This is a genomic window from [Mannheimia] succiniciproducens MBEL55E, from assembly GCF_000007745.1.
GTDB lineage: Bacteria > Pseudomonadota > Gammaproteobacteria > Enterobacterales > Pasteurellaceae > Basfia > Basfia succiniciproducens.
The window spans coordinates 1-14,175 of sequence record NC_006300.1 but is presented as its reverse complement, the minus strand read 5'-3'; the positions used below and the strand labels follow the sequence as shown (position 1 = coordinate 14,175).

General features: G+C 43.6%; 12 protein-coding genes and 2 rRNA genes. 10 read left to right on the top strand and 4 right to left on the bottom strand.

Annotated elements, in window-relative coordinates; all coding sequences use genetic code 11:
- The first annotated feature begins 62 nt into the window (after window positions 1-62).
- From pgl to MS_RS00025, 10 genes are all read left to right on the top strand, one after another.
- Complete coding sequence (pgl, locus tag MS_RS00070; RefSeq protein WP_011199199.1) at window positions 63-761, top strand: 6-phosphogluconolactonase; 699 nt, start codon at window positions 63-65, stop codon at window positions 759-761.
- A gap of 105 nt (window positions 762-866) precedes the next feature.
- Window positions 867-1,559 carry an aspartate/glutamate racemase family protein gene (locus MS_RS00065; RefSeq protein ID WP_041639419.1) on the top strand — a complete coding sequence of 231 codons (693 nt, stop codon included), beginning with the start codon at window positions 867-869 and terminating at the stop codon, window positions 1,557-1,559.
- Between the two features lie 153 nt (window positions 1,560-1,712).
- On the top strand, window positions 1,713-3,167 hold the full coding sequence (gene gnd / locus MS_RS00060) for a decarboxylating NADP(+)-dependent phosphogluconate dehydrogenase (RefSeq protein WP_011199197.1): 1,455 nt from the start codon (window positions 1,713-1,715) through the stop codon (window positions 3,165-3,167).
- Window positions 3,168-3,304: 137 nt separating this feature from the next.
- Window positions 3,305-3,532, top strand: coding sequence for a hypothetical protein (locus MS_RS00055; protein WP_041639418.1), 228 nt, complete (start codon window positions 3,305-3,307; stop codon window positions 3,530-3,532).
- Window positions 3,533-3,774: 242 nt separating this feature from the next.
- Complete coding sequence (locus MS_RS00050; protein WP_011199195.1) at window positions 3,775-4,326, top strand: NADPH-dependent FMN reductase; 552 nt, start codon at window positions 3,775-3,777, stop codon at window positions 4,324-4,326.
- 187 nt (window positions 4,327-4,513) lie between these two features.
- Window positions 4,514-4,867 (top strand): hypothetical protein, encoded by a 354-nt coding sequence (locus tag MS_RS00045; RefSeq protein ID WP_011199193.1) that lies wholly within the window; start codon window positions 4,514-4,516, stop codon window positions 4,865-4,867.
- Window positions 4,868-5,004: 137 nt separating this feature from the next.
- Window positions 5,005-5,655: a cell division ATP-binding protein FtsE gene (ftsE, locus tag MS_RS00040; RefSeq protein ID WP_011199192.1), complete on the top strand. Its 651-nt coding sequence runs from the start codon at window positions 5,005-5,007 to the stop codon at window positions 5,653-5,655.
- An 11-nt stretch (window positions 5,656-5,666) separates the two neighbouring features.
- Window positions 5,667-6,602: a permease-like cell division protein FtsX gene (ftsX, locus tag MS_RS00035; RefSeq protein ID WP_011199191.1), complete on the top strand. Its 936-nt coding sequence runs from the start codon at window positions 5,667-5,669 to the stop codon at window positions 6,600-6,602.
- 146 nt (window positions 6,603-6,748) lie between these two features.
- Entirely contained in the window at window positions 6,749-7,861 is a 1,113-nt protein-coding gene (gene asd, locus MS_RS00030; protein WP_011199190.1) for an aspartate-semialdehyde dehydrogenase, read from the top strand.
- 162 nt (window positions 7,862-8,023) lie between these two features.
- Window positions 8,024-8,974 (top strand): alpha/beta fold hydrolase, encoded by a 951-nt coding sequence (locus MS_RS00025; RefSeq protein WP_011199188.1) that lies wholly within the window; start codon window positions 8,024-8,026, stop codon window positions 8,972-8,974.
- 34 nt (window positions 8,975-9,008) lie between these two features.
- Here the strand turns inward: MS_RS00025 and MS_RS00020 are convergent, their stop codons facing one another.
- From MS_RS00020 to MS_RS00005, 4 genes are all read right to left on the bottom strand, one after another.
- Entirely contained in the window at window positions 9,009-9,746 is a 738-nt protein-coding gene (locus tag MS_RS00020; protein WP_041639417.1) for an MgtC/SapB family protein, read from the bottom strand.
- Window positions 9,747-10,040: 294 nt separating this feature from the next.
- Window positions 10,041-10,391, bottom strand: a complete 351-nt coding sequence (locus MS_RS00015) for a hypothetical protein (protein WP_041639416.1) — start codon at window positions 10,389-10,391, stop codon at window positions 10,041-10,043.
- A gap of 349 nt (window positions 10,392-10,740) precedes the next feature.
- A 5S ribosomal RNA gene (rrf, locus tag MS_RS00010) occupies window positions 10,741-10,856 on the bottom strand.
- Window positions 10,857-11,018: 162 nt separating this feature from the next.
- Window positions 11,019-14,048: ribosomal RNA gene (locus MS_RS00005) — 23S ribosomal RNA — on the bottom strand.
- Between the last annotated feature and the right edge of the window lie 127 nt (window positions 14,049-14,175).

The following is a 14,175-nucleotide window of genomic DNA, read 5'->3' as shown; positions in this document are numbered from 1 at the left end:
CGCCCCATAACACCATAATTTACTATCCGGGCGTTATACGATACGCCCTCTACGAGAAAAATATGAACTACATTACATTCCCGACGGCACAGGCCGCGGTAGAAAAAATCGCCCAGGAGTTTGTGTTATACAGTCAATTAGACCGTCCCGTACATATTTCCCTTTCCGGCGGTTCCACGCCGAAATTGTTATTTAAAACCTTAGCGACACCACCGTTTAATACAAAAGTGCGGTGGGAAAATCTGCATTTTTGGTGGGGGGACGATCGCATGGTTGTACCGAGTGATCCGGAAAGCAACTACGGCGAAGTACAAAAATTATTGTTCGATCACATTCGGATTCCTGTGGAAAATATCCATCGTATTCGCGGCGAAGAAAATCCGGATCAAGAGCTTGCAAGATTTTCGGCGGAACTCACCGCCTGCGTACCGAATCTGGAATTTGATTGGATAATTCTCGGCATGGGTAGCGACGGCCACACCGCCTCTCTTTTCCCCCATCAAACCAATTTTGCTGACGAAAATGTAGCCCTGATTGCCAAACATCCGGAAAGCGGTCAAATCCGGATTTCCAAAAGCGCAAAATTAATCGAACAAGCAAAACGCATTACCTATTTAGTCACGGGTTCGGCAAAAGCGGAAATCTTAAAACAAATCAAAACCACACCAGCGGAACAACTGCCTTACCCCGCAGCCCGTATCCGGGCAAAAAACGGCATCACGGAATGGTATTTAGACGCGGATGCGGCAAAATTATTGTAATAACCTGATTGATAGAGATGCCATGCTTACATCCGTAATATGGTATCCATCACCGGGATAATAGAAATAATCCATATTATCAACGATAAAGTTAAGGATTTTGAAATGAAAACAATCGGCATTTTAGGCGGAATGAGCCCCGAGAGTACCGCCTCCTATTATTTGGAGATTAATCGTGCGGTGAATCTTGCATTAGGCGGCAATGCCAGCGCTAAATTACTTATATCCAGTGTGGATTTTGAAGAAATCGTACAATGTCAAAAAGCCGGTGACTGGCAAAAAGCGGGGAAAATTCTTGCCGAACAGGCGAAATTGCTGGAACAGGCGGGAGCCGACGGCATTCTGCTTGCCACCAACACTATGCACAAAGTCGCTCGGCCGATTATTGATAATATTTCCGTGCCTTTTTTACATATTTTGGATGCGGTAGCCGATAGCATTAAAGCCAAAGGATTAAATAAGGTAGCATTATTAGGTACTGCGTTTACTATGAGCGATAATTTTTATCGTGATGGTTTAATTGAACGCGGCATTACACCCGTTGTGCCGGACGAAGAAACACAAAAAGAAATCCATCGAATCATTTTTGAAGAACTTTGCATAGGCAAAATACTCCCGCAATCAAAAACTTTTTATTTAAAAACTATCGAAAAATTAACCGCACTTGGCGCAGAAGGTGTAATCTTAGGTTGTACGGAAATCGGTTTATTGATTAATCAAGCGGATTCAACACTACCGTTTTTCGATACCGCGCTTTTACACAGCGAAATGGCGGTGGATTTTGTGTTGGAAAAATAATATGTATCAGAATATATATCTATACCCAGCATCCGCAATATAAATAAAGACTCGTAGGGTGGGCTTGCCAGCCCACCAGTTAAAACCAATAAAAGTGCGGTCAAAATTCCCGGAATTTTCCGTGTAATAAATTCAATAAAACAGGAGAAAACAATGTCAACAAAAGGTGATATCGGCGTTATCGGTTTAGCGGTAATGGGTCAGAACTTAATTTTAAATATGAACGACAACGGCTTTAAAGTGGTGGCGTTTAACCGTACCACGACCAAAGTAGATGAGTTTTTACAGGGTGCGGCGAAAGGCACCAATATTATCGGCGCTTATTCACTGGAAGATCTCGCCGCTAAATTAGAAAAACCGCGCAAAGTGATGTTAATGGTGCGTGCCGGTGATGTGGTGGATCAATTTATTGATGCCTTACTACCCCATTTAGAACAAGGCGATATCATTATCGACGGTGGTAACTCAAATTACCCGGATACCAACCGCCGTACCAAAGCCTTAGCGGAAAAAGGCATTCGCTTTATCGGTACCGGCGTTTCCGGCGGCGAAGAAGGCGCACGCCACGGACCTTCCATCATGCCGGGCGGTAATCCTGAAGCCTGGCCTTATGTGAAACCGATTTTGCAGGCGATTTCCGCCAAAACCGACAAAGGCGAACCTTGTTGCGACTGGGTGGGCGCCGAAGGTGCGGGACATTTCGTGAAAATGGTACATAACGGTATTGAATACGGCGATATGCAGTTAATCTGCGAAGCTTACCAATTCTTAAAAGAAGGCTTAGGTTTAAGCTATGAAGAAATGCACGAAATTTTCCAACAATGGAAACAAACCGAGTTAGACAGTTATCTGGTGGACATTACAACGGATATTTTGGCCTATAAAGATACGGACGGTCAGCCGTTGGTAGAAAAAATCTTAGATACCGCCGGCCAAAAAGGTACCGGTAAATGGACGGGTATCAACGCCCTGGATTTCGGTATTCCGTTAACCCTGATCACCGAATCCGTCTTTGCCCGTTGTGTCTCTTCTTTCAAAGAGCAACGTGTTGCCGCGGCAAAATTATTCAATAAAACCGTTAGCCCGGTGGAAGGAGACAAAAAAGTCTGGATTGAAGCGGTTCGCAAAGCTTTGCTTGCCTCAAAAATTATCTCTTATGCACAAGGTTTTATGCTGATTCGCGAAGCTTCCGAACAGTTCGGCTGGAATATCAACTACGGTGCCACTGCGTTACTATGGCGTGAAGGCTGTATTATTCGTTCCGCATTCTTAGGCAATATTCGTGATGCCTATGAGACGAATCCTGATTTGGTGTTCTTAGGTTCCGACCCGTATTTCAAAGGTATTTTGCAAAATGCCCTGGCAGACTGGCGTAAAGTGGTGGCGAAATCTATTGAAGCGGGTATTCCGATGCCTTGTATGGCGTCTGCCATTACCTTCTTAGACGGTTATACTTCCGAGCGTGTGCCGGCCAACTTATTACAGGCGCAACGCGACTACTTCGGCGCGCATACTTACGAACGTACCGACAAACCGCGCGGCGAATTCTTCCACACCAACTGGACCGGTCGCGGCGGTAATACGGCGTCAACTACTTATGATGTTTAATCATTAATTAAACATTATCTAAAAAGTGCGGTAAATTTTACCGCACTTTTGATAGGTGATTGATTCTGAACTATTTATGTTCCGCCTTATCTAAGAATAAGGATATACTGTCCAATATAATAAATAAAAGAGGTTTTATGATGAAAAAATTACTGACTATTTGTGTAATAACAACGATATTAGCGGCTTGCTCCATGCCAAACGGCCGTTCTAAACCGCAAGAAGGCAATATGCAAATTGAAGAGGCATTAAAAGCCTGCCAACAAGCGATGACTTCAAATTCGACCCGTGAAGATTTTGACGCCTGTATGCTGAAAAAAGGCTTCGAACGCCCGGCTAATAAAAATCAGCCAAAAGCGAATTAAGCATTAAATTGCGCACAAATGCTTACGTTTGATGGCTACATCATCCGAAAGAGCAGGTAAAGCAAATAAAACAGACCGCACTTTTGTTGCGGTTTATTTCTTTTAACGAAATAGATCTAATTAAAACTTGATTAATTATTTACTATTAATTGATAGTTTTTTAATAAAAAACAGATTTTATTTTTAGTAGGATAAGCTAAAATATCCGCCATTATTTACTAATAACTCAACAGGATAATATTATGACTAAACAAATTGCAGTATTAATCGGTAGCGGCAGTACGACTTCATTCAGTAAATTGGTGGTTTCTCATTTACAAAAAATGGCGCCCGCTTCAATTCAGTTAAATATCGTGGAAATCGCCGATCTTCCGCTTTATGATCGTGATTTAGACGAAAACAGCCCGGCTCAATATACCCGTGTACGCGAACAGATCGCCAATGCCGACGGCGTGATTTTAGTGAGCCCGGAACATAACGGTGCCATTTCGGCTATGCTGAAAAACGCTATTGACGTAGTTTCCCGCCCAATGGGGCAAAGCAAATGGTTCGGTAAACCGGCTGGTATCGTGACTGTGGCGGCAGGTATGGCGGGTGGTGTGCGTGTTGCCGATCAACTTCGCACTATTGCGTCAGGTTCATTTATCGGTATGCCGGTTTATCAACAAAATGCCTGCGTTGGCGGTTTGTTTAACGGCGTATTCGACCAAAACGGCGAAATCACCATTGATGCGGTAAAACAAATGCTGCAACAATTTATCGACGGTTATGCGGAATTTGTTGCAAAATTCTAATTTAAACGAAATTATTAAACGGCCGGATCTATCCCCGGTCGTTTTTTTATGGCTGATTTTACAGTTAACGCTACCGTCATTTAAATTATCCAATAAAGATAATTCCCGCCTATAGTCTAACGCCGTTAAACTTGTTATGATTCGCATCCTCTCAATCAATTAAATTTATTCACCGTTAAGTTCAATCATGAATAATAATTATAAAAAAATCAGCCCGATTTTGACCGCAGTTTTGCTGTCAGCCTGCACCGCTCAAGTGCCATTGCCAAAAACCTGTGAGGATTTTATTAACGAATATGCGAAATTATCTGTCGATACCAAAAAGATTATTCCGGAAACATTACTTGGTGAAGATATGCGCGATTATATTCTGGCGGATCGCTATACGTTACGTGAAAAATATCAGGATTCGGTAAATTCAAGTTATCAATCCATCAAAACCAATCTAGGTCGGAATGCGGCGGAAATGTCGTTAAAAGCCATTGAACAATCCTGTTATATTGGCACGGAACAGATTAAAGCGCTGGATTTTATGCAATAAAGTGCGGTTTAAAATTCGTAAATTTTGACTTCTCCGGCAGTATTTCCGTTAAATCGGGCATAAAGACGTAACAAGACTAAAAAATATCCGTTATAATTGTTCAGATTTATCAGTGATATACGAATAGAGAAGAAAATATGATACGTTTTGCAAACGTCAGCAAAGCCTATCTCGGCGGCAAGCCGGCTCTGCAAGGGCTGACTTTCCATCTACCGGTAGGCAGTATGACTTATTTAACGGGACATTCAGGTGCCGGGAAAAGCACCTTATTAAAATTAATTATGGGCATGGAACGTGCCAACGGCGGACAAATCTGGTTCAACGGCCATGATATTACCCGCCTCTCGCCTTATGAAATTCCTTTCTTACGCCGTCAAATAGGTATGGTTCATCAGGATTATCGTTTATTGCCGGAACGTTCGGTAGTCGATAACGTCGCCTTGCCGTTAATTATTACCGGTTTTCACCCTAAAGATGCGGAAAAATACGCATTAGCCGCCCTAGATCGCGTAGGGCTACGGGATCGTGCCAATTATTTACCGGTTCATTTATCCGGCGGCGAACAGCAACGGGTAGACATTGCCCGTGCGGTTGTACATAAACCGCAATTATTATTAGCCGATGAACCTACCGGTAATCTGGATGACAAACTTTCCATGGATATTTTCAATTTATTTGAGGAATTCAATAAACTCGGTATGACGGTGTTAATCGCCACCCATAATTTAGGCTTAATTCAACAAAAACCCAAACCTTGTCTCGTGTTAGAGCAAGGGCATTTACGTTAAGGACGATTATTATGAGTTCAAAAAATAGTGCGCCCTTTTGGGTTCAAATGCAGTATGTGTTGCGCCATGTATGGGCGGATTTAGTAAAACGTAAATATGGTACGATACTGACAATCTTGGTAATTGCCGTGTCTCTGACGATTCCGACCGTCAGCTTTTTGCTATGGAAAAATACGCATATTGCATCAACACAATTTTATCCGGAAAGCGATATTACCGTTTACTTACATAAAAATTTAAGCGAAGAAGACGCTAATGCGGTGGTAGAAAAAATCCGCCAGGTGGAAGGTATCGACAGTTTAAATTATGTGTCCCGCCAACAAAGTTTAAATGATTTCCGAAACTGGTCCGGTTTCAGTGAAGAACTGGATATTTTAGACGATAATCCGTTACCGGCAGTGGTGATGATTCAGCCCGCTCCTGAATATCAGGATTCAAAAAAACGTGAAGATTTACGGGCGAATTTAAATAAAATAAAGGGCGTTCAGGAAGTACGTTTAGATAACGACTGGATGGAAAAATTCACTGCGCTGACCTGGTTAATCGGTCACATCTCCGTATTCTGTGCCGTTTTAATGACCCTTGCCGTTTTCCTGGTAATCGGAAACAGTATTCGTTCGGACGTTTACAGCAGTCAGGCTAATATTTCGGTAATGAAATTATTAGGCGCAACAGACCAGTTTATTCTGCGACCATATCTTTACACCGGCATTATTTACGGCTTCTTCGGCGGTTTCTTTGCCTGTTTCTTCAGCAGCCTGCTTATCGGTTATTTTGCCAGTGCGGTGCAATATGTTACGGATGTCTTTGCCGTTAAATTTTCCCTCAACGGATTAGAGATCGGCGAAGTGTTATTTTTATTGATTATTTGCGCTATTGTCGGTTATATCTCCGCATGGATTTCCGCAACACGTCATATCAAAATGCTGGATCATAAAGCGGGTTAATTATAAATTTATTTAGTAAAAAATGACAAAAATAATAATTTTGTCATTTTTTTTATAAAAAACTTGATTTTGTTCAGACTATCTTGTAATTAATTAGAACTACTCGAACAAATTCAAACACACTTTTAACTATTAAGGAATGAAACATGAAAAACGTTGGTTTTATCGGATGGCGCGGTATGGTCGGTTCAGTATTAATGGATCGTATGCAACAGGAACAGGATTTCGCAAATCTTAATCCGGTTTTCTTTACCACTTCTCAAGCAGGGCAAAAAGCGCCGGTATTCGGCGGTAAAGAGGCGGGTAATTTGAAAGACGCCTTTGATATCGAAGAATTAAAAAAATTGGATATTATCGTCACTTGTCAGGGTGGCGATTATACTAATGAAGTGTATCCGAAACTGAAAGCCACCGGTTGGGACGGTTATTGGGTGGACGCCGCTTCCGCATTGCGCATGGAAAAAGACGCCATCATTGTATTAGACCCGGTAAACCAACACGTAATTGCCGATGGCTTAAAAAACGGTATAAAAACCTTTGTCGGCGGTAACTGTACAGTTAGCCTTATGTTAATGGCCCTAGGCGGCTTATTCGAACGTGATTTGGTGGAATGGATTTCGGTAGCGACTTATCAGGCCGCTTCCGGTGCCGGTGCCAAAAATATGCGCGAACTTGTTTCACAAATGGGCTTGTTGGAAAAATCCGTCAGCGAGGAATTAGCGAATCCGGCCTCTTCCATTTTAGACATTGAACGCAAAGTTACCGCCGAAATGCGCGCGGATAGTTTCCCGACAGACAACTTCGGCGCCGCATTAGCGGGCAGCTTAATTCCTTGGATCGACAAATTGTTGCCGAGCGGTCAAACCAAAGAAGAATGGAAAGGCTATGCGGAAACCAACAAAATTCTGGGATTAAGCGACAACCCGATTCCGGTGGACGGTTTATGCGTGCGTATCGGTGCATTACGTTGCCACAGTCAGGCATTCACCATCAAACTTAAAAAAGACGTTCCATTAGAAGAAATCGAACAAATTCTGGCTTCTCATAACGAATGGGTGAAAGTAATTCCGAACGATAAAGAAACCACATTGCGCGAATTAACCCCGGCCAAAGTAACGGGCACATTAAGCGTACCGGTGGGGCGTTTACGCAAATTGGCGATGGGGCCGGAATATTTGGCAGCCTTCACCGTGGGCGATCAATTATTATGGGGCGCAGCGGAACCCGTACGTCGAATCTTAAAACAGTTAGTAGCCTAATTTGTTACTCATCTGAACAGCAAAGTGCGGTAAAAAATACCGCACTTTTTGTTTTATAATAATCAAGATCTCCGCTAAAAAACAAAATAGCGCGATTCATGTTAACATTTAAATTCATCAGATTTATTTTCATACCAAATCAGCTCAACCCGTAGGAAGATCATGCTAAACAGAGAACCTAAATTTAGCAATTTTGCATTAACCGAACTGCTTCCCTTTGCGGAACGCTGTCCGCTAAATTATATCAAGGGCAAAAACAACATAAAAATCGCTTATCGCCATTTTAAACATGAACATGACGGTAATGACAGGTTATTGGTGTTAGTAAACGGACGTGCGGAAAATTTGCTGAAATGGACTGAAGTGGCTTATGATTTTTATCGCCAGGGTTATGATGTGCTGAGTTTCGATCATCGAGGGCAAGGTTATTCCGATCGGCTATTAAAAAATAGAGATAAAGGTTACATTGATGAATTCCGCTATTATACGGACGATATGGCGGCGGTTATCGCTGAGGCTTATTCCTATCGTCAATACAGCTCCTGCCACCTAGTGGCTCATTCATTAGGGGCGTTAATCAGCACCTATTATCTTGCTAACTATGATCACCATATAAAAAGTGCCGTGTTATCCGCACCTTTTTACGGTTTACAGTTACGTCGCCCGTTTATCGATCAAATTATCATTAATTTGATGATACTATTCGGACAAGGAAAACGTTATGTACCGGGAAAAGAAGGCTATAAGCCGGCTAATTTAAACAATAACGATCTCAGTTTCTGCAAAACCCGCATGAAATGGATGAACAGAATTAATCGCAATCATCCGGCAATTCATCTTGGCGGACCGACATTCCGTTGGGTTCATTTATGCTTAAACGCGATAAAAGGTCTGCCTAAAATTATTCCCCGCATTGAAATACCTATTTTAATTTTGCATTCCGATAAAGAGAAAATCGTAAATAACAAAAATCTACAAAAATTAACCGCACTTTTTCAACATGTTCAAGTGGAAGAAATACAAAATGCAAAACATGAAATTCTGTTTGAGCGTGATGCATTAAGGGCTCGGGCGATTCAACGAATCAGTAAATTTTTCACGGACTTCAAATAACAAACATCCCCGATTTATGCGGGGATGTTTTTGATCAGGCGGTTTCTAAATGCACGGCAAGCACATCGGGAAGCACTTTGGAATGCAAATATACGTCTCTCAGCATATTATGGTCTTCAATATCGCATTGGAATGTTAAATTAACTTCACCGTTATATAAATCCTTAATGGCTATATCTTCAATTTTACATTGATGACTCATAAATAATTCGGTGATGTTTCCAATTGCCTGAATTGAGGCTAAATGAAACGTAAAGCTCACTTCAATATCTTTTTCCTGGCGACGGTGATGGGCTAATTTCATCACATAAGGACTTAAACGAATCGCCACTAAAATCATCAATGTCGCAATAATGGCATCAAAGAAAAAGCCGGCGCCCGTTGCAATACCAATTCCCGCAGCCGCCCAAATTATTGCCGCAGTGGTTAATCCCGAAATTGCATCGTTATTTTTACGCAAAATCACCCCGGCACCGAGAAAACCGATACCACTGATAACCTGAGCCGCCAACCGCATGGGATCGGTACGAATATTATTTGAAACTTCCGCATAATATTCCGCAGATTGAATGGATACGATAGTCAGAATGCAGGTGGTAATAGAAATGATTACACAGGTTTTTACACCGACGGGTTTATGTTTCAGTTCCCGCTCCAAACCAATAAATGCCCCAAGACACATAGCAATAGAGATTTTTAACAAAATCATAAATTGTGCGGATTGCAAGAAGAGTTGCAGAAAAGATTGGGTATTGAGGAGAAAATTGTTCATTATTATGTACTGATTCGTTTAAGCATGAATTAGGATTTACTCTCCCTATTCTATAACCTTTCCTATACTTTGCAACCGAGTATTTTTATCCGGCTGTCATAATACCGCTTAATAAAAAGTGCGGTTGTTTTTTGTTTATTTTTACCATCTATAAAAACTATTCTAGCGACAGATTTTCCCGTTATTTTTATCACAACTCACTTTTGGTAAAACAATACATCTATCTAGACCCGGGTATTCTCGGATATTTCCTTATATTGCCTCCGCCCCTGGAATTCAACAGGGGCGTTTTATCTAAAAGCCGATATCGTTCTGATGATTAAAAGACTCAATACAATGCTTAACGGGGGTAAGCTTGTTAATAATGGCTTTAATGGCTGAAACAGACTCCGGTAAATCTCTCAAAAGGGATAACTTTATATCCTCCGATAGGTATTTATACGCATCGGGATCAATAGACAGCTGCTGTAATAGCGGTAATATTTCATCATCAATATATTCCAGGCTGACAGTTAAAGCATTAATATCATCCTTTAAACCGATAATTTCAGGCGCACCGGCATCGAGCAAAATTTCTTTTCGTTCCCGCTCTAAATCAGATAATGCACAATCAATATCTTTTAATCTATCTTTTATAGCGCTCATATCTCCTCCTTTCATTGTTACTTGTTCAGTATCAATTTTCTATGATCATTTTTATAGAAAATTTTTCCGGAACCGTGATCGAGTTCACGAAAAACTTAACTTTTACAATCAATATAGGCATTTAAACATAACTAAAAGAAATTATCGATAAAAAGGACGCTTCAAGGGCATAATTATAATTTGGATGACTAAAAATATTATTTAACGAAAAGTGCGGTAAATTTTCCTACAGTTTTGCGCCTACGCCCGTCAATGGCGGTGATGACGCGCCGGTTCAGTTAGTAGGTATGGTGTGAGCACAAGCACAAAAAAAGCCCTCATCTCTCGATGGGGGCCTCTCTTCATAACAACCTGGCGGTGACCTACTCTCACATGGGGATACCCCACACTACCATCGGCATAACAGCGTTTCACTTCTGAGTTCGGCATGGATTCAGGTGGGACCACTGCACTATCGCCGCCAGGATAATTCCGTTTCAGATACTGACCGCGGATTCTTCTCTCCGCTATCACTAACCTACTTCTAGTCTTCTACTCTTCTATTCTCTAAAATTAAAAACAAGCCGATTCCCTGACTACTTACTTATTCCGTAATAACTTTCACCACCAAAAACACTTGAGCGTTGTATGGCTAAGCCTCTCGGGCAATTAGTACCGGTTAGCTCAACGTCTCGCAACGCTTACACACCCGGCCTATCTACGTCGTCGTCTCCAACAACCCTTACAGTATTAAATACTGGGAGAACTCATCTCGAGGCAAGTTTCGTGCTTAGATGCTTTCAGCACTTATCTCTTCCGCATGTAGCTACCCGGCAATGCGTCTGGCGACACAACCGGAACACCAGTGATGCGTCCACTCCGGTCCTCTCGTACTAGGAGCAGCCCCTCTCAATTCTCCAACGCCCACGGCAGATAGGGACCAAACTGTCTCACGACGTTTTAAACCCAGCTCGCGTACCACTTTAAATGGCGAACAGCCATACCCTTGGGACCTACTTCAGCCCCAGGATGTGATGAGCCGACATCGAGGTGCCAAACACCGCCGTCGATATGAACTCTTGGGCGGTATCAGCCTGTTATCCCCGGAGTACCTTTTATCCGTTGAGCGATGGCCCTTCCATTCAGAACCACCGGATCACTATGACCTGCTTTCGCACCTGCTCGACTTGTCCGTCTCGCAGTTAAGCTTGCTTATACCATTGCACTAACCTGACGATGTCCGACCGTCATTAGCAAACCTTCGTGCTCCTCCGTTACTCTTTGGGAGGAGACCGCCCCAGTCAAACTACCCACCAGACACTGTCCGAGTACCCGTTCCAGGCACTTCGTTAGAACATCAAACGTTAAAGGGTGGTATTTCAAGGATGGCTCCACGATAACTGGCGTTACCGCTTCAAAGCCTCCCACCTATCCTACACATCAAAATTCAAGGTTCAGTGTCAAGCTATAGTAAAGGTTCACGGGGTCTTTCCGTCTAGCCGCGGGTACACCGCATCTTCACGGCGATTTCAATTTCACTGAGTCTCGGGTGGAGACAGCCTGGCCATCATTATGCCATTCGTGCAGGTCGGAACTTACCCGACAAGGAATTTCGCTACCTTAGGACCGTTATAGTTACGGCCGCCGTTTACTGGGGCTTCGATCAGGCGCTTCTCTTGCGATAACGCCATCAATTAACCTTCCAGCACCGGGCAGGCATCACACCCTATACGTCCACTTTCGTGTTTGCAGAGTGCTGTGTTTTTAATAAACAGTTGCAGCCAGCTGGTATCTTCGACCGGTTCAACCTTCAAGGGTATACCTCTACAATCTACGCCGGCGCACCTTCTCCCGAAGTTACGGTGCTATTTTGCCTAGTTCCTTCACCCGAGTTCTCTCAAGCGCCTGAGTATTCTCTACCTGACCACCTGTGTCGGTTTATAGTACGGTTTATTATAATCTGACGCTTAGTGGCTTTTCCTGGAAGTGTGGTATCGGTTACTTCGGCACCTTAGCGCCTCGTCATCATCTCTCGGTGTTGATAAGCGTCCGGATTTGCCTAAACGCTCCACCTACCAACTTAAACGACCATTTCCAACAGGTCGATAACCTAACCTACTCCGTCCCCACATCGCAATTATAACAAGTACGGGAATATTAACCCGTTTCCCATCGACTACGCTCTTCAGCCTCGCCTTAGGGGCCGACTCACCCTGCCCCGATTAACGTTGGACAGGAACCCTTGGTCTTCCGGCGAACGGGTTTTTCACCCGTTTTATCGTTACTTATGTCAGCATTCGCACTCGTGATACGTCCAGCAGCCCTCTCGAACCACCTTCTTCCGCTTACACGACGCTCCCCTACCCAACAGGCGTATCACTAATATTCCTCACGCTCCACTCGCGCCTTTCTGTTCGCTCTCGCTTACAGCCGACTCAACGTGTTGGTCGCTTAACCAACTTGCTCTCTTCCTTCGCAAGTTGTTAATCGTAAGGCGTATTAGTGATACGCCTGATGCCGCAGCTTCGGTGCTATATTTGAGCCCCGTTACATCTTCCGCGCAGGCCGACTCGACTAGTGAGCTATTACGCTTTCTTTAAATGATGGCTGCTTCTAAGCCAACATCCTAGCTGTCTAAGCCTTCCCACTTCGTTTCCCACTTAATATAAACTTTGGGACCTTAGCTGGCGGTCTGGGTTGTTTCCCTCTCCACGACGAACGTTAGCACCCGCCGTGTGTCTCCTATGCATTACTCTTCGGTATTCGCAGTTTGCATCGGGTTGGTAAGCCGGGATGGCCCCCTAGCCGAAACAGTGCTCTACCCCCGAAGGTATTCACATAAGGCTCTACCTAAATAGATTTCGGGGAGAACCAGCTATCTCCCGGTTTGATTGGCCTTTCACCCCCAGCCACAGGTCATCCGCTAATTTTTCAACATTAGTCGGTTCGGTCCTCCAGTTAGTGTTACCCAACCTTCAACCTGCCCATGGCTAGATCACCGGGTTTCGGGTCTATATCATGCAACTCGACGCCCAGTTAAGACTCGGTTTCCCTTCGGCTCCCCTATTCGGTTAACCTCGCTACATAATATAAGTCGCTGACCCATTATACAAAAGGTACGCAGTCACCCTCGCGGGCTCCCACTGCTTGTACGTACAAGGTTTCAGGTTCTATTTCACTCCCCTCACCGGGGTTCTTTTCGCCTTTCCTTCACAGTACTGGTTCACTATCGGTCAATCAGGAGTATTTAGCCTTGGAGGATGGTCCCCCCTTCTTCAAACAGGATTTCTCGTGTCCCGCCCTACTTCTCGCAAGCTCAGTACCACACAATGATTTTCAAGTACGGGGCTATCACCCTGTGCCGCCCGGCTTCCCAGCCGGTTCCTCTAATCCTCATGCTATCACTTGCCGGCTCTTACGCTTTCGCTCGCCGCTACTGACGTAATCTCGGTTGATTTCTTTTCCTCGGGGTACTTAGATGTTTCAGTTCTCCCGGTTTGCCTCAATAACCTATGGATTCGGTTATTGATAGTAGATTCTTCATCTACTGGGTTGCCCCATTCGGATATCTTGGGTTAGACGCTTCTTATCAACTCACCCAAGCTTTTCGCAGATTAGCACGTCCTTCTTCGCCTCTGATTGCCAAGGCATCCACCTTGTACGCTTAGTCACTTAACCATACAACCTCAAGTATTCTTATACCTGTGTCGTTCGTTATTACTAAACACTTGACCGCTTTTGCCCGGCCAAGATTTTTTATACTCAGACTTTCTTTTCAGAAAATCTCTCAGTTTTTCAGCTTGTT